Origin of the sequence: Candidatus Vallotiella adelgis, assembly GCF_020541305.1 — a bacterium.
Lineage (GTDB): Bacteria > Pseudomonadota > Gammaproteobacteria > Burkholderiales > Burkholderiaceae > Mycetohabitans > Mycetohabitans adelgis.
This window is the reverse complement of sequence record NZ_CP047396.1, coordinates 789,329-808,679: the sequence shown is the minus strand read 5'-3', so window position 1 is coordinate 808,679 and position 19,351 is coordinate 789,329. Positions and strand designations below refer to the sequence as shown.

20 protein-coding genes, 1 tRNA gene and 1 pseudogene are annotated in these 19,351 nt (G+C 45.7%); 12 read left to right on the top strand and 10 right to left on the bottom strand.

What is annotated here, in order from left to right; genetic code table 11:
* Window positions 1-329: 329 nt before the first annotated feature.
* The 10 genes from truA to purF all read left to right on the top strand — a co-directional run bounded on the left by truA (window position 330) and on the right by purF (window position 9,760).
* A complete protein-coding gene (truA, locus tag GJV44_RS02955) occupies window positions 330-1,130 on the top strand; it encodes a tRNA pseudouridine(38-40) synthase TruA (RefSeq protein ID WP_226806893.1) in 801 nt (266 codons plus the stop codon).
* A complete protein-coding gene (locus GJV44_RS02950) occupies window positions 1,120-1,839 on the top strand; it encodes a phosphoribosylanthranilate isomerase (protein WP_420885753.1) in 720 nt (239 codons plus the stop codon). The genes truA and GJV44_RS02950 overlap by 11 nt, the downstream gene beginning before the upstream one ends.
* Window positions 1,840-1,890: 51 nt before the next feature.
* The gene (gene trpB / locus GJV44_RS02945) at window positions 1,891-3,084 is read left to right on the top strand and encodes a tryptophan synthase subunit beta (RefSeq protein ID WP_226806275.1); all 1,194 of its coding nucleotides are present in this window, start codon (window positions 1,891-1,893) and stop codon (window positions 3,082-3,084) included.
* Between the two features lie 23 nt (window positions 3,085-3,107).
* Entirely contained in the window at window positions 3,108-3,944 is an 837-nt protein-coding gene (locus GJV44_RS02940) for a DNA-methyltransferase (protein WP_226806892.1), read from the top strand.
* 25 nt (window positions 3,945-3,969) lie between these two features.
* Window positions 3,970-4,773, top strand: a complete 804-nt coding sequence (gene trpA / locus GJV44_RS02935) for a tryptophan synthase subunit alpha (RefSeq protein WP_226806274.1) — start codon at window positions 3,970-3,972, stop codon at window positions 4,771-4,773.
* Between the two features lie 49 nt (window positions 4,774-4,822).
* A complete protein-coding gene (gene accD, locus GJV44_RS02930; RefSeq protein WP_226806273.1) occupies window positions 4,823-5,674 on the top strand; it encodes an acetyl-CoA carboxylase, carboxyltransferase subunit beta in 852 nt (283 codons plus the stop codon).
* Window positions 5,675-5,726: 52 nt separating this feature from the next.
* Window positions 5,727-7,052: a bifunctional tetrahydrofolate synthase/dihydrofolate synthase gene (gene folC, locus GJV44_RS02925; protein ID WP_226806891.1), complete on the top strand. Its 1,326-nt coding sequence runs from the start codon at window positions 5,727-5,729 to the stop codon at window positions 7,050-7,052.
* Between the two features lie 467 nt (window positions 7,053-7,519).
* Entirely contained in the window at window positions 7,520-7,642 is a 123-nt protein-coding gene (locus tag GJV44_RS04480; protein ID WP_276310864.1) for a hypothetical protein, read from the top strand.
* Between the two features lie 55 nt (window positions 7,643-7,697).
* Window positions 7,698-8,189: a CvpA family protein gene (locus tag GJV44_RS02920; protein WP_226806272.1), complete on the top strand. Its 492-nt coding sequence runs from the start codon at window positions 7,698-7,700 to the stop codon at window positions 8,187-8,189.
* Between the two features lie 35 nt (window positions 8,190-8,224).
* Entirely contained in the window at window positions 8,225-9,760 is a 1,536-nt protein-coding gene (gene purF, locus GJV44_RS02915) for an amidophosphoribosyltransferase (protein WP_226806271.1), read from the top strand.
* Between the two features lie 398 nt (window positions 9,761-10,158).
* Here purF and GJV44_RS02910 read toward each other — a convergent pair.
* From GJV44_RS02910 to tolQ, 7 genes are all read right to left on the bottom strand, one after another.
* Window positions 10,159-10,234, bottom strand: a tRNA-Lys gene (locus GJV44_RS02910).
* Window positions 10,235-10,456: 222 nt separating this feature from the next.
* The gene (locus tag GJV44_RS02905) at window positions 10,457-10,801 is read right to left on the bottom strand and encodes a YbgF trimerization domain-containing protein (RefSeq protein ID WP_320412811.1); all 345 of its coding nucleotides are present in this window, start codon (window positions 10,799-10,801) and stop codon (window positions 10,457-10,459) included.
* Between the two features lie 4 nt (window positions 10,802-10,805).
* Complete coding sequence (pal, locus tag GJV44_RS02900) at window positions 10,806-11,330, bottom strand: peptidoglycan-associated lipoprotein Pal (protein ID WP_226806270.1); 525 nt, start codon at window positions 11,328-11,330, stop codon at window positions 10,806-10,808.
* A gap of 23 nt (window positions 11,331-11,353) precedes the next feature.
* The gene (tolB, locus tag GJV44_RS02895; RefSeq protein ID WP_226806269.1) at window positions 11,354-12,643 is read right to left on the bottom strand and encodes a Tol-Pal system beta propeller repeat protein TolB; all 1,290 of its coding nucleotides are present in this window, start codon (window positions 12,641-12,643) and stop codon (window positions 11,354-11,356) included.
* A gap of 142 nt (window positions 12,644-12,785) precedes the next feature.
* On the bottom strand, window positions 12,786-13,481 hold the full coding sequence (locus tag GJV44_RS02890; protein ID WP_226806268.1) for an energy transducer TonB: 696 nt from the start codon (window positions 13,479-13,481) through the stop codon (window positions 12,786-12,788).
* Complete coding sequence (locus tag GJV44_RS02885) at window positions 13,478-13,930, bottom strand: biopolymer transporter ExbD (RefSeq protein WP_226806267.1); 453 nt, start codon at window positions 13,928-13,930, stop codon at window positions 13,478-13,480. Before GJV44_RS02885 ends, GJV44_RS02890 begins: the two co-directional genes overlap by 4 nt.
* 10 nt (window positions 13,931-13,940) lie before the next feature.
* Complete coding sequence (gene tolQ, locus GJV44_RS02880) at window positions 13,941-14,618, bottom strand: protein TolQ (RefSeq protein ID WP_226806266.1); 678 nt, start codon at window positions 14,616-14,618, stop codon at window positions 13,941-13,943.
* Between the two features lie 793 nt (window positions 14,619-15,411).
* Here tolQ and glyA point away from each other — a divergent pair.
* Window positions 15,412-16,659, top strand: a complete 1,248-nt coding sequence (gene glyA, locus GJV44_RS02875; protein ID WP_226806265.1) for a serine hydroxymethyltransferase — start codon at window positions 15,412-15,414, stop codon at window positions 16,657-16,659.
* An 856-nt stretch (window positions 16,660-17,515) separates the two neighbouring features.
* Here the strand turns inward: glyA and GJV44_RS02870 are convergent.
* The 3 genes from GJV44_RS02870 to GJV44_RS02860 all read right to left on the bottom strand — a co-directional run bounded on the left by GJV44_RS02870 (window position 17,516) and on the right by GJV44_RS02860 (window position 18,768).
* The gene (locus GJV44_RS02870) at window positions 17,516-17,956 is read right to left on the bottom strand and encodes a DUF3318 domain-containing protein (protein WP_226806264.1); all 441 of its coding nucleotides are present in this window, start codon (window positions 17,954-17,956) and stop codon (window positions 17,516-17,518) included.
* On the bottom strand, window positions 17,953-18,345 hold the full coding sequence (locus GJV44_RS02865; protein WP_226806890.1) for a phage holin family protein: 393 nt from the start codon (window positions 18,343-18,345) through the stop codon (window positions 17,953-17,955). Before GJV44_RS02865 ends, GJV44_RS02870 begins: the two co-directional genes overlap by 4 nt.
* A 123-nt stretch (window positions 18,346-18,468) precedes the next feature.
* Window positions 18,469-18,768 (bottom strand): ElaB/YgaM/YqjD family protein, encoded by a 300-nt coding sequence (locus GJV44_RS02860; RefSeq protein ID WP_320412810.1) that lies wholly within the window; start codon window positions 18,766-18,768, stop codon window positions 18,469-18,471.
* Between the two features lie 222 nt (window positions 18,769-18,990).
* Here GJV44_RS02860 and GJV44_RS02855 point away from each other — a divergent pair.
* A pseudogene (locus tag GJV44_RS02855) lies at window positions 18,991-19,062 on the top strand (glycine zipper domain-containing protein); the annotation flags it as partial.
* Between the last annotated feature and the right edge of the window lie 289 nt (window positions 19,063-19,351).

Below are 19,351 nucleotides of genomic sequence, written 5' to 3'. Positions count from 1 at the left end.
TGCATTGACAATGCCGTCGCGCGTTGCTCTCTATAGTGAGCTAGCGAATATTGCTTTATTGCCCTGCATCGGTTCTACCCATTTCAAGAATAAACCCACTGCCCCCGATGACTCAGTAATCATTGATCTGTATAACGTCGGACGAGTTAAATAAATTTGTCATGATCTGAGTCTTACTCACTCGATCTAGCTGCCGCATTATATACGATTAATGAATAAGTTAGGTACGTGTATTAATCAGAAAATTTATTGTGCCACAGGATCTAATGACGCTATACTAAGTATGAAAGTCATATGACTGTGCTTGCGTCATGTTAAGCGGGGTAGAAATGCGCATTGCGCTAGGACTCCAGTATGACGGTGCCGTATTCTGTGGCTGGCAAATGCAGCCACATGGTAATACAGTGCAGAACGTGCTTGAGCATGCACTAAAGCAATTTGCTCAAGTTCCGCTGCTTACCATAGTCGCTGGACGCACTGATGCGGGTGTGCATGCGCTCGGTCAAGTCGTGCATTTTGATACATATCTTGATCGCAGTGAATCTTCATGGGTTCGTGGCATTAACGCCTTCTTGCCGTCTAGTATTGCAGTACAGTGGGCAAAGCAAGTTCCAATGACTTTTCATGCGCGTTTTTCGGCATTTGAACGTACGTATTGCTATGTGCTGTATATGAACCCGATACGATTGCCAATGCTTGCGAATCGCGCCGGGTGGGTGCATACAGCCCTGGACATTGAGGGCATGCGCGAGGCCGCAGAATATTTAATTGGTGAGTATGATTTTTCATCGTTTCGTGCATCTCATTGCCAGTCAAAGACGCCTGTTAAGCATTTATATGCGATAGATATTGTCGAAAATAAGCCGTTTGTGCATTTGCATTTTCGTGCGAATGCATTTCTTCAGCGAATGGTGCGCAACATCATGGGTTGTTTAGTGTCGGTTGGTCGGCGCAAGCATGCGGCTTATTGGATGGCTGAAGTACTAGCTGCTCGAGAGCGCAAGCATGCGGCACCAACATTCATGCCGGATGGCCTATATCTAGCTCGAGTAAGCTATCCCAATAACTTCGGTGTGCCGCCGCCTAATCTTGCTACTTTACTGTTTAGCGAGGCATGGAATCGTGACTAAGCCTATAACTGCTAGCACTGCTGCGTTTACCTCTCGTGTGCGACATACGCGCGTGAAGCTATGCGGTTTGTCTACTGCGCAAGACGTCGATTATGCTGTTGCACTAGGAGCTGATGCGATTGGTCTAGTTTTTTATCCACCTAGCCCTCGTTGCGTTAGTATCGAGCGTGCTGCTGCGCTAGCGCGCCGTGTACCTGCATTCGTTCTTATAGTAGGGCTATTTGTCAACGCTGACGATGCAATGTTTAAGCAAGTGCTCGATTCTGTTCCGCTTAGTATGGTGCAATTTCACGGTGATGAGACACCGTTACGTTGCGCTACTTTAACTAAGAGCACAAATCTGCGTTGGCTGCGCGCCCTACGCGTTGGGCCAAATACTCAGCCAACTGATTTAGTAAAGTCCTCGTTTCACTATGCTAATGCTACGGGATTAGTACTTGATACATGGGTGGATAGTTATGGTGGCGGCGGAAAAGCGTTTGATTGGTCGCTGATTCCAGCAGATATTGCTAATCAAGCTATTTTGAGTGGTGGCTTAAACACGCAAAACGTAGCTGATGCTATTTACTCGATGCATCCATATGCTGTAGATGTGTCTAGCGGCATCGAAGTGCCCGGTGCAAAGGGTGTAAAAGACCATGTGCGTATGGCAGCGTTTATCGATACTGTCCGGGCCACAGATACAGCAATAGAGGCGACAGGCGTTTAGTGAACGGTCTGTTCGCGTAACACGAGCCGTTATATAAAAAGAGTAATAGTAATGTATAACTTGCCTGATAAACGCGGTCACTTCGGCCCTTATGGCGGCGTATTTGTTGCCGAAACCCTCATGCACGCGCTTACTGAGCTACGTGACGCGTACGATAGATATCGGCAAGATCCTGCGTTCGTCGACGAATATGTGCATGAGTTAAAACATTTTGTCGGTCGTCCGTCCCCGATTTATCACGCACAGCGTTGGAGCAATCTGCTTGGGGGTGCGCAGATTTATTTAAAGCGCGAGGACTTGAATCATACTGGCGCGCATAAAGTCAATAATGTAATTGGTCAGGCTTTGCTAGCGCGTCGCATGGGCAAGCCACGCATTATAGCAGAGACAGGAGCCGGTCAGCACGGCGTTGCGACAGCGACAATCGCTGCGCGCTTTGGCATGGAGTGCGTAGTATATATGGGCGCCGAAGATATGCGTCGTCAAGCCATGAACGTTTATCGGATGAAACTGCTTGGCGCAACTGTTATATCAGTTGACTCAGGTTCATGTACTCTCAAAGATGCGCTCAATGAAGCAATGCGCGATTGGGTCACAAATATCGAGAATACGTTCTACATCATCGGCACCGTAGCTGGCCCCCATCCATATCCGATGATGGTACGTGACTTTCAGCGTGTGATTGGCGATGAGTGTCGGGTACAGATGCCCGAACTAGTAAGGCGTCATCCTGATGCGGTAATTGCATGCGTAGGTGGAGGGTCGAATGCAATAGGAATTTTTTATCCATATATCACTGATACAGCAGTGCAATTGATTGGTGTAGAGGCAGCCGGTGATGGTATAGACACTTGCCGGCATGCCGCCTCGCTGATTGGTGGCACGCCCGGCGTATTACATGGAAATCGAACTTATTTGCTGCAAGATGAAAACGGGCAGATTATTGATACCCATTCGATCTCCGCAGGGTTAGACTATCCGGGTGTCGGGCCAGAACATGCGTGGCTACACGATACCGGCCGAGCACAGTACGTTGGAGTCACTGATAATGAAGCGCTGAAGTCGTTTTATGACTGCTGCCGCATCGAAGGAATTATTCCTGCGCTCGAGTCTAGTCACGCGCTTGCATATGCAGCGAAACTTGCACCAAGCCTAGCGTGCGACAAACTATTATTAGTTAATCTCTCTGGACGTGGCGACAAAGATATGCATACGGTAGCTGAACGCACTGGAATCTCATTTTGAGTACAGCATATCTTGCGACACCAATTGCGTCGCAAGATGGCGCAAGTGAGCAAGCAAGATTAAAAGATAATCTTGGTGAGCCATCTAGTGGTAAGCGCGCTACCCTAATAGGGGTTAAGTTATGCAATCATGATTTCCTCTCTGAGGTAGATAACGTAGCTGACCAATCTATTGACCTAATTGTAGCTGATCCCCCATATGGGTTAGGCAAAGACTATGGCAACAATTCTGATAAGCGTAGCGGCCAGGACTTTATCTTGTGGACTTTTCACTGGCTTGAGTTAGTGATTCCAAAGCTCAAGAAAAGTGGTTCGCTGTATATATTTTGCACATGGCAATACGCTCCAGAGATCTTCTATTTTTTAAAGCGCCGCCTTACAATGATCAACGAGATAATCTGGGATCGACGCGTACCAAGCATGGGCGGCACGACACGTCGGTTTACGTCAGTTCACGACAATGTTGGATTTTTTGCGGCATCGCGAGACTATTACTTTAATCTAGACTCGGTGCGGATCCCATATGATCCCGTTACAAAAAAAGCCCGTTCACGACGTATTTTTGAGGGCAGCAAATGGCTCGAACATGGCTATAACCCGAAAGACGTCTGGTCTATATCGCGCCTGCATCGACAGCATGCTGAGCGAATTGCGCATCCGACGCAAAAACCACTAGAGATTATCGAGCGTATGGTACTATCCAGTTGCCCACCGGGCGGGCTGGTACTCGATCCATTTATGGGTAGCGGAACTACTGCAGTGGCTTGCGTACGGTGTCAGCGTCGCTTTGTTGGCTACGAAATTAATCCTAAATACTGCGAACTTGCGCATCGAAGATTATCTGACCTCAAAATGAGCTAATTTATGTCGGCTAAAAATTTAATATATGTCTAGAATTAAAGCAAAGTTTGCTGCGTTAGCCCACGATCGACGCAAAGGATTGATTCCATTTATGACCGCGGGAGACCCCGACCCAGCGCGTACTGTCGAGTTTATGCATGTATTGTCTGCTAGTGGCGCTGATATAATTGAGCTTGGTGTACCGTTCTCGGACCCAATGGCCGACGGCCGTGTGATCCAGCGCTCATCGGAACGGGCACTGGCGCGCGGGATTACATTGCAGTGCGTGCTAGACAATGTGCGCGCGTTTTGCGATCACAACTGTGATACACCAGTAGTACTGATGGGATACGCAAATCCGATTGAGCGGATGGGGCTCGAGGCCTTTGGTGCTGCAGCGCATGAGGCTGGTGTGGATGGCGTATTAGTGGTCGACTACCCGCCCGAGGAAAGTGCTGAATTCGCTAATACGATGCGCAGTTATAATATTGATCCTATCTTCTTGCTTGCACCAACCTCTACAGAAGAACGTATGGCTGTAGTAGGGCGCGTGGCAAGTGGTTATGTCTATTATGTATCGCTCAATGGTGTAACCGGCTCGGCAAATATCGACGTTTCCAGAATCGCAAATAGAATGCCGGCTATTAAGGCACAGGTTTCTCTACCGATTGGAGTCGGATTCGGTATTCGCGATGCTTCTACAGCCCGCGCGATTTCTGAAATTAGCGACGCAGTCGTAATCGGTAGCCAAATTGTTCAACTGCTTGAACAGACGCCTGGGCAAGACGCTGTACATACGCTCAAGACATTTGTCTCCGAAGTGCGGCGCGCGCTAGACTGTGTAGCTTAAGTCTAGATGATATGCCGCGATAAAACTACTACGCATTGAGGATGCTTTCATGAGTTGGCTGGATGAGCTGCTTCCGCCTAAGATTAAGCAAACAGATCCGCGCAGCCGTAAAAGCATTCCCGAGGGACTATGGATCAAGTGCCTGAATTGCGAAGCGGTGCTTTATCGAAATGATGTGCGAGCCAACATGTACGTATGTCCGAAATGTAATCATCACATGCGGATTAGCGCGCGCGAGCGTTTAGATGTATTACTTGATCCGGAGGGCCGATATGAAATCGGCCAAGAGATTTTGGCTGTTGATGCGCTGAAATTCCAGGATGGCCGAAAATATACAGATCGGCTCAAGGATGCGATGAACGAGTCTGGTGAGACTGACGCTATAGTCGTAGTAGGCGGTGCGATCCACGGATCGTTGGTAGTAGTCGCCTGCTTTGAGTTCGCGTTTATGGGCGGATCAATGGGCTCAGTTGTCGGCGAGCGCTTTGTCCGTGGGGTAAAGAATGCGCTTGAGCATCGAGTTCCATTTATTTGTTTTGCTGCATCAGGAGGCGCGCGGATGCAAGAAAGTGTGCTGTCACTAATGCAAATGGCTAAAACTACAGCGATTCTCACGAAGCTCTCTCAAGCAAAGCTACCGTTTATCTCAGTGCTGACTGATCCTACAATGGGTGGTGTGTCAGCCAGCTTTGCTTTTCTAGGCGACGTGGTAATTGCTGAGCCCTATGCGCTGATCGGTTTCGCTGGCCCACGCGTGATCGAGCAGACGGTGCGCGAAAAACTTCCAGAAGGATTTCAGCGTTCTGAATTTCTACTCAAAAAAGGTGCGATTGATATGATCGTAGAGCGGCGAAGGATGCGCGAAGAAATTGCCCAGCTAATCGCACTGTTGATGCACTAGACATCGAACGTAGCTGCTGAAGCAGCAGCGCTTGACACAAGAGAGGGCTACCATAACTGTGTTTATCACGCTTCAGGATTGGCTAGCACATCTAGATAATGCCTACCCAGTTGGCATTGACATAGAGCTATCTCGTATTATGAAAGTCAAAGAGATTCTTGGCTTACAGTTCGCCTGTCCCGTGATCACGGTGGGCGGAACTAACGGCAAGGGATCTACATGCGCAATCCTAGAGGAAATTCTGCTACGTGCTGGCTATCATGTTGGGTGCCACACATCGCCACATCTGCTTGAGTTCAATGAACGCGCTCGAGTAGACGGCTGCAATGTAACAGATGATGAATTACTACTTCATTTCGAAGCGATTTACGTTGCACAGTTTTCGTTACCAGAACCAGTTGCGCTCACTTACTTCGAGTTTACGGCGCTAGCGATTATGCGCTTATTTGCAGCCCGACAGCTCGATGTAGTCATCCTAGAAGTCGGTCTTGGTGGCCGTTTTGATGCGATAAATATTATTGATGCTGATTGTGCAGTGATTACTAGCATAGATCTGGATCACCAACATTATCTTGGTAATACGCGGGAACAAATTGGTTTCGAGAAGGCGGGCATTTTCCGCTCGGGCAGGCCAGCAATTATCGGCGATCCACTACCACCGGCTAGTGTAATAAAATATGCCGAGGAAATCAGTGCTGATCTCTGGTTGTTCAATCGCGACTTCTACTATGAAAGTTATACTAACAGTCTACCGCAGCAATGGAGCTACTGTGGCCGCACATCGAAACGTGCAGCGCTTGCCTATCCAGCGCTGCGCGGCGCAAATCAGTTGTTAAATACTGCAGCGGCGCTCGCCGCGCTCGAGGCGCTACGCGAGCGTCTTCCAGTCAGCGCGCTGGATCTCCGGCTTGGGCTGGCTAATGTTAAGTTGCCTGGGCGCTTTCAGGTGCTTCCTAGTAAACCGGCGATCGTGCTGGATGTTGCACATAACTTTCACGCAACCGCAGTTCTGGCACAAAATTTAGGTAACATGGGGTATTTCCCCCGCACTTATGCGGTATTCGGCGCAATGGCCGACAAAGATATTGTCGGCATGCTAACTCTCTTAAAGAGAGAAGTTAATTATTGGTACATAACTGAATTACCTACGTCGCGTTCAGCCAGCGCTATCGAAATCGAACAAAAATTAATAGCGCTTGGTGTATCGCACAGTAATCTCGCTACATCCTTGAACGCGCCGATACGGCGTTTCATAAATTCACAGATTGCCTATCAGGCTGCGCTCGACCAGGCATCTGAAAATGATAGAATTATTGTTTTTGGCAGTTTTTATACAGTGGCTGGTGTTATGACCTATCGTAAGATGTTGCATCATTAATCTACACTAGAAGCAATCAAACTGGGAAAGCTTGCCTGCTCTGCTACAAGCTATATATGGGATTATTCTCCTTCAGCAAAAAAAACAACCCAAGTCAATCCGGCGTTACCGCGTGGCGCTATGTGAGCCGAACAAACTATAGCAAGCATCGATCACATCTAAGTGCCGCACTATTCGATCCAACGCTGCCCAAAAAACAGCATGCCCGTTGGCGATTAGTTCGTTCGATCTTGCTAGTTTTGATAAGTGCAGTAGCGTTGCTAGTGATTCTAGACTCTGATCAAAATCCCTTGATCGATAATGTCTCTATTCAGATTCTATACACAGTAAATTCGACACCTTGAGCTCTGGTGATACACTGAATACATCAGCCAGAAATTACTATGTAGTGCAACTAGATATACTAAACACTGATGCTACTACATAAGATTAGGCAGGCTAAATAAGGTCGCTCGGCATACCAGCCTATGTTGAGAGTCGGCGCTAGTCTGATGGCAGAAATGGGATCCTCGGCACGCGCCGGACCATTTGTTTCCACGCTGGCGGTAGCTGCTGTAGTGGTGAAAGTGCGTAATACTGGCTTCATCTAAGATAGCGACAGTAAGCTCCTGCAGTGGATAACAGCTGTAAGGTAATAAATTCGCGATGACTATTTTCGACTACTTTGTAATCACAGTCATTAGCTTGTCCACATTGTGTGGGATGTGGCGTGGGTTGCTAGCGGAGGTGTACGGCTTAATTAAATGGATCGTCGTGCTGCTTGTTGCAGCGATCTATGCTCCAGTCTTAATATGCTATGTACCAGCAAACTGGCCTGGCGGCGTACTCACACAGTACTTAATCACATGCTTGGTCTTAATAGTAGCTGTACTGGTTGTTTTTAGCTTAATTAGAGCGCTGATCACTCGGATTGCTGAGGCCGGTGGGCTGCGCGGCATTGATTGTACTTTAGGTATACTATTTGGGCTGATGCGCGGCATTTTTCTTGTATTGCTGTTAGTAGTAGTCGCTGCATTCACCACGCTGCCGAGAGAAAGCTTCTGGCGCAATGCACTATTCCGACCTTATACTGAACGCGCTATACAAGAACTAAAACCATTCTTGCCAGCTATGATCGCATCATATATACGTTTCTAAGCGGCACCTGGATCAATTTTTTTGAAGGATATGCCATGTGCGGCATCGTAGGCGTAATTTCTCAGTCCCCCGTCAATCAGTTGATCTATGACAGCTTGCTGCTACTACAGCATCGTGGTCAGAATGCTGCTGGTATTGCAACGGCTAACGGCAGCACATTCCATATGCATAAAGCAAATGGAATGGTACGAGATGTGTTCCGAACGCGCAATATGCGCTCACTACACGGCAACTACGGAATTGGTCAAGTCCGCTACCCTACTTCCGGATCCGTCAGTAGTGCAGAGGAAGCTCAACCGTTTTATGTAAATGCACCGTTTGGTATCATACTCGCGCATAATGGAAACGTGACGAACTGGGAACAGCTTAAAGACGAGATGTTTCGTATAGACCGCCGACATATTAACACAAGTTCCGATTCCGAGGTGTTGCTCAATGTATTAGCACATGAGCTGCAGCTAGCTACGACCGGATTCTCTCTAAAGCCTGATGCAATGTTCAAAGCGGTATCTGGAGTACACCGACGCGTGCAGGGTTCCTCTGCAATCGTCGCTTTAATTGCAGGATACGGATTATTAGCTTTTCGCGATCCACATGGTATCCGGCCGTTAGTTATTGGCAAGCATGATATAGATCAGGGCACTGAATGGATGATCGCATCCGAATCAGTCGCCCTTGAGGGCATCGGTTTCGAATTTATACGAGATATAGCGCCTGGTGAAGCTGTATTTATTGGTATGGATGGTACTCTACACACTAAGCAGTGTGCGCAGAATCCTAGCCTAAATCCTTGTATTTTCGAACTAGTTTACCTAGCTCGGCCCGACTCGGTACTCGATGGCGTACCTGTCTATAACGCGCGGTTGCGTATGGGTGACTACCTAGCTGAGAAGATTAAGCGTACGCTGCCTAACATGCAGATTGACGTTGTGATGCCAATTCCTGATTCGTCTCGGCCTGCGGCTATGCAGGTTGCTAAAAAGCTTAACATTGAATATCGGGAAGGCTTTTTCAAAAACCGCTATATTGGCCGTACTTTTATCATGCCAGGCCAAGCGGTACGAAAGAAGTCAGTTCGCCAAAAACTCAATGCGATGGCAGTTGAGTTTAAGGGGCGCAATGTTTTAATCGTCGATGACTCGATCGTACGTGGCACTACGTCCCAGGAAATCGTGCAAATGGCACGTGACGCTGGCGCGCACAAGGTAATTTTTGCTTCTGCAGCACCGCCAGTACGCTTCCCGAATGTATATGGCATTGATATGCCAACTTGCAGTGAATTAGTTGCACATAGTCGGACCGACCAGGAAGTGGCGCAGATTATTGGTGCGGATGCACTTGTTTATCAAGATGTCGAAGACATGAAACAGGCTGTGCGTGACATAAATCCACGACTACAGAATTTTGAGGCATCATGTTTTGATGGTCACTATATTACCGGCGATGTAACAACCGAATATCTAGATAAGGTTGAGCGAGTTCGACTTGATCCAATATCTCAGTCAGATCAAGATTCTGGCAACGAATGTAACGATCACCCACAATTACATTTGCATTTATCTATTGATTAAGTGCGATATTTTATAGAAATAAAATGCATTAATATTATTTTATTTACTATAGCACGGATAGAAGTGTAACACTGCTGAACAAACACGAAAATCGAGATTACTACTACCCGTAATTTTTTATAGATATAAAAACATGATCAGATAATAAATATCTGTCAATAGCTTAAAAAGCAGTATCGAGCAAAATATAACTAAGCTACCTGTGCTGCAGAATAAATACTATCTAATTTTTAAAATTACTTAAATTTTTTAAGTAATAAATGCCCAGAAACTAAAAATAGATTTATTCTATGCTTTTTATCTGAATTCGGAATTACGTCTTATAACTTATTTAAACTGTTTTATATAAAAAAACTATATACTCAATGTAGAGATAAATACGTTTAATCTTTATTTTTTGGTAGGCCGTACTGGATTCGAACCAGTGACCAACGGATTAAAAGTCCGCTGCTCTACCAGCTGAGCTAACGACCCAAATTACAGAGAATTGTATCGAAAAAAATAGACTAGTCAAGCGAGAAGCTCGTAATAAGCGAGCCGTACAGTGTTTGCTTTGAGTCTTGATACTGTAGAACAAACTGTCCAGACTCTAATGTCGTGTTTTTGATATTATTACCCATGAATCTTCGTGTTATTGCATTGAACGCACTGTTATGACTGATTCAGTGCTTTGTTCTGGAAACTATCTATTATCTATCACTGAAATTCTAACTTTTTTAGCCGGACGTCTAGATCAGTGTAGTGGTAACGCTCTTGCTTTTTCAGAGCGGAAACTTGATGAGCTAAATCTTCATTTTGTCCGCGCAACGTTGCTATCTGCTGGCTCATCTGATCAAAATAATTCAATTGATCGAGTATTGTATGCTGCGCTGAGCTTAGCTGGTTTAATAATGAGTCGGCTTTAGCACGAAGGTCTAATACTGCTTGTCGTGCCTCGTTGTCATCGAATAAGCCGGCGTATGTAGGTGGCACGAAAAACACAACACCCGTTATTATAGCTACAGCTATAGCGATGCGAAGTCCACCAAAAAAGAAAGTCATACAGTTAGTATATCTTGGTTGTTAATAGATAGAGGAGATCAGCACAGCGATTTTTCGACCACGCTGCTTCATTGTGGCCTATTGCAGTGGGTTTTTCTTTTCCCAAGCTTACCGCTTCTATCTGACTGTCGTCTACCCCGAATAGTACTAAGATACGGCGAACTGACTCAGCACGCTTTTGGCCCAATGCTAGGTTATATTCGCTCGTACCGCGCTCGTCAGTCTTGCCCTGGATTAGTAAGTTATATTGCGGATGCTTCTTCAAGTATTGAGCATAGACTTGCAAGATCGGCCGATCTTCATTGTTTACGGTATAGCTATCGAAATCGAAGTAGATACTGCGCTTTACAGGTGGGGTTTTAAGCTGATGAAGCTCGTCAACATTCATTTTCTGTATGTCGACCGGCTGTAGTTGTGTGTCTATAGCGTTGTCTTTACTGTTAACGTATTCATTAAACTTAATACCTGAGTGACACCCGGCCAATATACTTGCCATCAATGCCGCAAAAATAATACGTAATGTGAACATTGTTTAAAGTTTTCCTATAATTATTACATAAAAGGTCCCCAGGAAGGCTCACACACGCCGCCTCCGGGAATCAACAATACTTGATGCGTGCTGCCGTCAGTCGAAACTACGGCCAAAACTTGACGGTTTTTAACCTGAGTTGTGTAGAGCAGATACTGGCCATTTGCAGCGAAACTCGGTGACTCGTCGTGCGTTGTATTAGTAAGCGCTACCGAAGACCCGGTCAAGAGATCTTGCAGATATAGCTTAAATGTACCTGCAACGCGCGAAATATATGCAATCGCATTACCATCCGGCGAGACCCGCGCGCTGGTGTTATAGCTACCGTGAAACGTTATACGCTGTAGGGCGCTCGCTGATTCGCTATATACAGGAATCTTATAGATTTGTGGCTGGCCGCCACGGTCACTGGTAAAGTAAATCGACTTTCCGTCCGGAGAGAAGGTTGGTTCAGTATTGATTGAAGGGCTATGGCTCAGCTGACGCAGACCGGAACCGTCAGCATTGATAATAAAGATCTGTGTATTACCGGTTAATGATAGTGCTACTGCGAGTTTCGTGCCATCTGGAGACCACGCCGGTGCACTGTTATTGCCTTTTTGGTCGGATACGATCACGCGCCGGCTAGTTAACAAATCGTGGATGTATATAATCGGTTTATTTTTTTCGAACGATACATAAGCAAGTTTCGTACCGTCTGGTGACCATGTTGCAGAAATAATGGGCTCCGAGCTCGTTAGAACAATATGGTTATTTTGGCCATCCGAGTCAGAGATCTTGAGTTGATAACGCCCACTGTAGCGGGTCACATACAATAGCCGTGTAGCGAATATCCCACGCACCCCAAGTAACTTCTGATAAACGTAGTCGGCAATCTTATGTGCGCCCATGCGAAGCCCGCTTTCCGGGCTTAGAAGTGAGAGCCCTCCTAAGCTTTTCTGATTAATTGTGTCGTATAGCCGGAAGCGTATTTCATACTGACCATTTGTACGCTGTACAATGCTTCCACTACCAAATGCGTTTGCTCCTTTAGTTTTCCAGCTACTAAGCTTAACGGAGTCGGATTCGGATATAGGTATGCTACCTGTGTCGATACTGCTGAACTTTCCACTACGGACTAGGTCAGCTCGCATAATCGCCGAAATCTGCTGCGGCGAACCAGACTCGTTAGCAAAGTTTGCTATCGCGATCGGGAACCGGGTCGAACCAATACCTGTAACGAGCACTGTTACTTCAGCTCGGATTGATGCGCTAGCGGTAATAAGAAATGATAAAACTAGTATTGTTGGTCCTAGTTTTTTAATTAAACTCATGGCGCTTTCCTGCGCTTTCCTAGTGATACGTTATTGACGACTATGCAATCTAGACCCTAATTTAGGGAAATTGTTCCCTAGGTAGAATTATAGCAAGACGCTTTTCTGGTATGCATATAATAGCGCGACAATGCGCGACCAATTATTTAGCGGCAGGTTGTATCTGGATGTTAAAGCTTTCCAGTGCTTTTCCATACGTGTCTAGTGGCATTGGATCGGAGCGCTCGACCGCTCGCCGGGCCGCGTTATCCCATTGTGAGTTACCGCTGCTACGCGCAATACGCGTAGCAAGCACAGCACCATCAGGTGCGCAACGTACGGTAATTAATGTATCTAGTTTTTCAGTGGGGCCAGACCAGATAATATTAGGCCGTACACGGCGCTGTACTTTATCCGCGTAGCTAGATATTATAGTGCTACTACTTTTTCTTCCACTTTTACCACTTCTAGTTTTTTTGTTAGCTCGGCGCGTATTACGGACTAAGCCCTGCAACTGCACTAGCCGTACGCGGCGCGCTTGGTTGAGCTTTTGTCGTGCCGGCTGTTTAACCTTTACTGCTTCTTTCTGGTGTTGCTTTTCCTGCTGCAATACAATGTCCGCTTCTTCACTTTTTATTTGCATTGGCTTTATTTGCATCGGCGCAGGAGGGAGAGGTGTTTTCGTTATCTCCGTCCAGATTTCTGCCTCGGCGCCAATGTTAGGGGGAATATTTTGCCATTTTACTCTCTGGCATAGAAAAAATGCGAGCAGAACATGCATCAATGTTGCGAGCATGAGCGCTCGCAACGTACCGCGCTCTCGCGGTGGCTTAATAGAATATTCTGCTATCGACTTCATTTCTGCTGGACAAGTAGGCCGACGCGCTTGACACCGTTTTCTTTCAGCGCCGACATAACATCCATTACACCTTCATACTTAACTAATTTATCTGCACCAATTACAACTGGCCGGTTCGGATAAGTTTTCGCTAAGTCAGCGATGAAGTGCTTTAGATCTGCTGGCGTCATCGGCCATTCTCTCATAGTGCCTGAGGTATCATTCTTGTATTTAACGCTCGTAGTTCCGTCAGGCTTGATACTAATAATAATAGGTAGCGTCTGTTCTTGTGGAGAATGACTTCCAACTGTGGGCAAGCGAATAATTGACGGCGAAGCAAGCGGAGCGGTCACCATCAAAATAACAAGCAGAACGAGCAGAACGTCAATGTACGGCACAACATTCATGTCAGATATCGCACGGCGCGCCCAACCGCCGCGAAAACTAGAGCGGATTAGAGTACTAGCCATTCAATTTTCGTCAGTGTACTTTTCGTTGTAGGATGTTTAAGAATTCTTCGATAAAAGTTTCGAATCGGATTAAAAGTCGGTCAATATCATGAGCATAGCGATTATATGCTACTACTGCCGGGATAGCTGTAAATAAGCCGATAGCTGTTGTGATCAATGCCTCTGCTATGCCAGGCGCAACGCTGGCCAGCATTGCCTGCTGTATGTTTTCAAGCCCGCGGAACACGTTTAGAATTCCCAAGACAGTGCCAAATAAACCAATGTACGGGCTTACTGATCCAACCGATGCAAGAAATGCGAGAGTGGACTCGAGAATATCCATTTCACGCTGGAACGCAGCGCGCATCGCGCGATGCGCGCTATTTAGTATTGCACTGGATTCAGTAACTTGTTGTTCTTTGGTTTTTAAATATTCGCGCATACCTGACTCGAAGATTCGCTCAAGAGCGCCAATTGTATGACGATTAGTTTCAGCGCTCTGGTAAAGCGTCTGTAGATCTCTGCCTGACCAAAAATCGTGCTCGAACCATTTGGTTTGGATTCGAGCACAACGGATTGAGAACCATTTCCGGAAAATGAAAGTCCAGGATAATAGTGATAGCAAGATCAGCAGTGCCATAACGGTTTGCACTAGCAGACTTGCATGTAATACGAGTGAAATCATTGAAGTGTCTGGTGCATTATGCATAGTTATCTACTCGCTGGACCGAATTAGACCATGCTCTGTAAGATGTCAACGTGTAAGGGCTGATAGCCATACGTTGCGTAGGTCACTCAGAATCGCCAGCGGTACGATATCAGGAAATAGTACGGGCTGGATGGTTATATACTGGATACTGCTCATGCAGATCATACCGATAAATAGCACTTTATCGTCATAGGGTGGCCTGTTGGTGAAAATTACCCAATGCAGATCGGATCCGCTCGATACAATTCTCGATATGAACCCAGTTGTTGCTGGTCAATATGTCGCATGCACACTAACTACTTAGTGTCGGTGTGCCAAAAAAGTTTTGGGTCATCGGTGTAGAAAACAACACCGCCGATAACGTTGTTTTACATATATACATACTAGCCATGTAAGCTAGTCAGAACTTCTGAGTTAAGCGATATCGTATTTATTTGTTTAACTTTACCAGAGCATACGACATTATCGTAGCCAATAATTAAAATTAAATCCATTTTTATAGTACTAAGTTGCTTATTTATTAGCCTTCCAATACACTAAATTTAACATAGCTAAAAATATTAGCTTTAAAGTCGTAGGAAAAATAACTACATGTCAAGTGTGGTGCTGCTGTTTTTCCTTTACTTGAGAAGCTGTAATTGAGTCGCGGTCATTATATACCTATCCGACTTGACCTGTCTTAGCGTTAATAGCAATTATTTTCTGATCGGCTGATCAGGAGGCTTCATCCCTATTACAGACGCAATAGTACGCTAATGTAGTCAACCATTTGAATATTGAAGAGAACTGACGCATGTTTGATAAAGCTAAGCAAACCATTGCGAACATCGATCCGCAAGTCTGGCAGGTGATTCAGAATGAGAATCGTCGGCAAGAAGATCATATCGAACTGATCGCGTCGGAAAACTATGCAAGCCCAGCGGTAATGGCGGCGCAGGGCTCTCAACTGACTAACAAGTACGCCGAAGGATATCCTGGTAAGCGGTATTATGGCGGTTGCGAATATGTTGATGTAATCGAGCAGTTAGCGATGGAGCGAGTTAAGCAGTTGTTTGGCGCGGAGGCTGCGAACGTACAGCCTAATTCGGGCTCGCAAGCCAATCAGGGGGTATTTCTCGCACTTCTCAAGCCTGGCGATACAATCATGGGCATGAGTCTCGCGCACGGCGGCCACCTGACGCACGGTTCGCCGGTTAACCTGTCTGGCAAGTTATTTAATGTAGTCAGCTATGGACTCAACGATAACGAGGATATCGACTATAATGGAGCCGAGCAGCTCGCACAGCAGCATAAACCTAAGTTGCTGATCGCTGGTGCATCTGCGTTTTCTCTATGCATTGACTTTAAGCGGCTATCGCGGATTGCAAAGTCGGTCGGGGCTTATTTTATGGTAGATATGGCGCACTATGCAGGGCTAATTGCTGCTGGCGTTTATCCGAACCCAGTACCGCATGCAGACTTTGTGACAACTACCACACATAAGAGCTTACGTGGTCCGCGTGGTGGCGTAATCTTAATGAAAGATAATTATAAAAGTATAGTTAATTCAGCGATTTTCCCGGGCATCCAGGGTGGTCCATTAATGCATATAATCGCTGCAAAGGCTATTGCGTTCAAAGAAGCGCTATCACCAGAATTTAAGATTTACCAGAAAAAAGTTTTGAACAATGCGCGTGTGCTTGCCGAAACACTAGTAAGCCGTGGATTTCGGATTGTATCCGGCCGAACCGAAAGCCATCTCATGCTCCTCGATTTGCGTACGCAGCAGATCACTGGAAAAGCTGCAGAGATCGCCTTAGGCAGTGTTCATATCACTGTAAACAAAAATGCAATCGCGAATGATCCGGAAAAGCCATTTGTAACTAGCGGCATCCGTCTTGGCTCACCGGCGATTACTACGCGTGGCTTCGGACCTGAGCAGGCGGAGCATATCGGGCATTTGATTGCTGATGTGCTGGAGAATCCAAGCAACGTTAAAATTCTTGGACAGGTACGTGAGAAAATCTCTATACTCGCGAACCAGTTTCCTGTATATCAGTAGGTTTTGAAAGCATAGTTATATGCTGCTTATTTTAAGCTATCAAGTCCTAAACGCCTGTGGTAGATTTACACACACTATACAATAGTGTAGTTATATTTCGTCGTTGTGCTCCAGCTTAAAACAGCTTTTTAGATAGACATATATTGGAGTAACTTACCCCGCTAATGATGTCCGAAAAAAAGATGGCACACGAAGATACTATCTTTTGGCGTTTCGAAAGCGGTATATAGCTGACAAGCTAATTGTCCAGATAGCTGCATAGGTCGAGACTAGTTGTTCACTAAAGTGCGAGGACACGGGCATAACTTATCGTAGTTATGCTACATGTTGTACGGTAATCTCGCTTACATACATTATCTATGTACGTTTTAAGTTTAGGGCAATTCTAATATTGCCCTCTTAGGGGATATATATTAGTTTAGAAGTCTGATATTAAGCATGCTATTCATGTATGACTTAGTATACTATACCGACCATAGTATAGAGTTACGTGATATATAGCTTCTATGTAGTCATATCAGCCCAAATGCTGCAAAAGTTTAATATAGGAAACATAAGAAATAGAAACCAGTCCGCTGTTTATAACAGCACCTCTCGAGAAAGTATGAGAGATAGATTTCCGATATATTTTGATTCAATTCATCGCCGCCCTCGGTTATCTACCGTCAGCAGAGTTTATCGAGCTACTCGTGCTTACTGACGTAAGATGGGTATAAAAGTTTGTGGCATAGCCGCCTTGCAACCTAGCCTATACGAGAGGCCTCAGTAGGTTAGTTTTCGGGGTGACCCCTGATACGTAATCTCGCATTCTGTAGAGTGTGATAACTTCTCTGTTGATATCGAACAGGTAGGGTATTTATTCGCCCGCCGCCGCAGTAGCACTCACATCATGTGACGGACATACCGCCTTCCATAGCTTGTAGCTCTTCCATGCAACAAGGCTTATTACTATTACTTTCAGTAACGGTTTAGCATTTCGGATTACCGCGCGACGTACAGGACCAGAAAAAACAGCTGATGCCATGGATTGCATTACTACATGCTCGTTTAGTAATGCACTAATTGCCGGAAACCGGCGCAATGCGCGAAATTGGCTAATTCCCGGAATTAGCCAACCAATCCAACTGAGCCTTAAGGCGCTTTGATGTAGTGCTTGACCGGCACCGGCGATATCTAGCCGATTAAGAGCGGCGCGCGATAGCAATAGCTCTTTTCGGATTGCTCGCACCCTGGGGTCACTTAATTTTTCCAGTAAAGATGATTGGGTAGGGTAGTTACTGGAATGAGGATCGTTCATGGCGATGGTTTTTGGAAAATAGTGCGGTCTTTATCAAATTCAGATAACGTTTCCTCAAAGATTAAGGGTGCTTGACGCACTCTAAAGCGCGCTTTCTGCATACAGGCAAAAGCACCGACAAGGTACAGTACAGCTATTATAGCTAGTACCTGCCATCGATATGTTTCCCAAAACGCCGCGGTAACTAGAATAGTTAGAGTGATTAACCCCATTGTCGCGAACATCATAGCTGCAAGGCCGGCGAACAATACGCAGAGTAATCGTTCTTTTTCTTCTGCAAGTTCGATACCAAACAACTCTAAACGAGTTTGAATCAGGAAAAATACTGATCTGACTAGGCGTCGCAGTGGGCCATAAATCGGCGGTAGCGGTTGAGTATTATTGCTCATTAACAAATTGCGCAAGATGCGCGGCAGGCGGAATATCGATAGCCACCGCATCGTGTACACGGGACGCGGTAGCGCTAAGCGTTGACAAAAGCAACGTAAGTGTATCTTTATACCAAGGCAGTACTACTGTCGATTAATCAGTAGCCCGATCAACACACCGATACCAGCGGCGATACCGATAGAAGTCCATGGATGGTCGTGAACATAATCATCCGTGGCACGTGCCGCTTTTTTTCCTTTTTCGACGACAACTACTTGGACATCTGATGCTTTTTCTTTTGCCTGTTTCAGGCGCGTAAGCGCTTTTTCACGTAATTCGATCGCATGCTCTCCAGTCGTGCTCGTCGCTTGTTTGAGCAGATTTTCTGCGTCCGACAGGACAGTTCTAATATCTGACATTAAATGTTCTTTGTTACCTTCCATTACTTTTTTTCTCCACGAAAAACTTACCGCTAAGCCCTATATCCTAACGGAACTGTACAGTTATAGCGAGCGCACTTATACCATGGCCGAGCAGGAAATTACTTTTTACTACATAAAATTTGCCCTAGTTAGGCTAGGAGTAAATTCTTTTTTCTATTAGATAGTGGTGCACAACTATCTAATTGCTCTGAATGACACTGCATATTAAATGACGAACCATTCCATCCATGGACTTCTATCGGTATCGCCGCTGGTATCGGTGTGTTGATCGGGCTACTGATTAATCGACAGTAGTACTGCCTTGGTATAAAGATACACTTACGTTGCTTTTGTCAACGCTTAGCGGAATTGAAAAAAGAGTCTTGTAATGTTAAGCGTGCCGTCATGCCTGTGTAACATCGTGTCTTTTCGCTTTAATGGATATTAGAAAACAACCCATGTTAGTGTTAACGAATCAAATAAATATGTAATGGCTATCTATGCTGCAATCGCTTACCTGGTCAAGAGTATAAAGTGGTAAATAAAATTGGATAACTACTATAATGTGATTTTTTAGTTGACAAACGAAGTGTTGTTTATCTTT

Excerpts from the sequence above, each read along its gene's own strand:
- GJV44_RS02860 (WP_320412810.1), bottom strand. The coding sequence starts at position 18,768 with ATGGAAGGTAACAAAGAACATTTAATGTCAGATATTAGAACTGTCCTG.
- tolQ (WP_226806266.1), bottom strand. The coding sequence starts at position 14,618 with ATGCATAATGCACCAGACACTTCAATGATTTCACTCGTATTACATGCA.
- GJV44_RS04480 (WP_276310864.1), top strand. The coding sequence starts at position 7,520 with ATGTTGAGAGTCGGCGCTAGTCTGATGGCAGAAATGGGATCCTCGGCA.
- glyA (WP_226806265.1), top strand. The coding sequence starts at position 15,412 with ATGTTTGATAAAGCTAAGCAAACCATTGCGAACATCGATCCGCAAGTC.
- tolB (WP_226806269.1), bottom strand. The coding sequence starts at position 12,643 with ATGAGTTTAATTAAAAAACTAGGACCAACAATACTAGTTTTATCATTT.
- GJV44_RS02885 (WP_226806267.1), bottom strand. The coding sequence starts at position 13,930 with ATGGCTAGTACTCTAATCCGCTCTAGTTTTCGCGGCGGTTGGGCGCGC.
- GJV44_RS02920 (WP_226806272.1), top strand. The coding sequence starts at position 7,698 with ATGACTATTTTCGACTACTTTGTAATCACAGTCATTAGCTTGTCCACA.
- trpB (WP_226806275.1), top strand. The coding sequence starts at position 1,891 with ATGTATAACTTGCCTGATAAACGCGGTCACTTCGGCCCTTATGGCGGC.
- GJV44_RS02905 (WP_320412811.1), bottom strand. The coding sequence starts at position 10,801 with ATGACTTTCTTTTTTGGTGGACTTCGCATCGCTATAGCTGTAGCTATA.
- accD (WP_226806273.1), top strand. The coding sequence starts at position 4,823 with ATGAGTTGGCTGGATGAGCTGCTTCCGCCTAAGATTAAGCAAACAGAT.
- pal (WP_226806270.1), bottom strand. The coding sequence starts at position 11,330 with ATGTTCACATTACGTATTATTTTTGCGGCATTGATGGCAAGTATATTG.
- purF (WP_226806271.1), top strand. The coding sequence starts at position 8,225 with ATGTGCGGCATCGTAGGCGTAATTTCTCAGTCCCCCGTCAATCAGTTG.
- truA (WP_226806893.1), top strand. The coding sequence starts at position 330 with ATGCGCATTGCGCTAGGACTCCAGTATGACGGTGCCGTATTCTGTGGC.
- trpA (WP_226806274.1), top strand. The coding sequence starts at position 3,970 with ATGTCTAGAATTAAAGCAAAGTTTGCTGCGTTAGCCCACGATCGACGC.
- GJV44_RS02890 (WP_226806268.1), bottom strand. The coding sequence starts at position 13,481 with ATGAAGTCGATAGCAGAATATTCTATTAAGCCACCGCGAGAGCGCGGT.
- GJV44_RS02865 (WP_226806890.1), bottom strand. The coding sequence starts at position 18,345 with ATGAGCAATAATACTCAACCGCTACCGCCGATTTATGGCCCACTGCGA.
- GJV44_RS02870 (WP_226806264.1), bottom strand. The coding sequence starts at position 17,956 with ATGAACGATCCTCATTCCAGTAACTACCCTACCCAATCATCTTTACTG.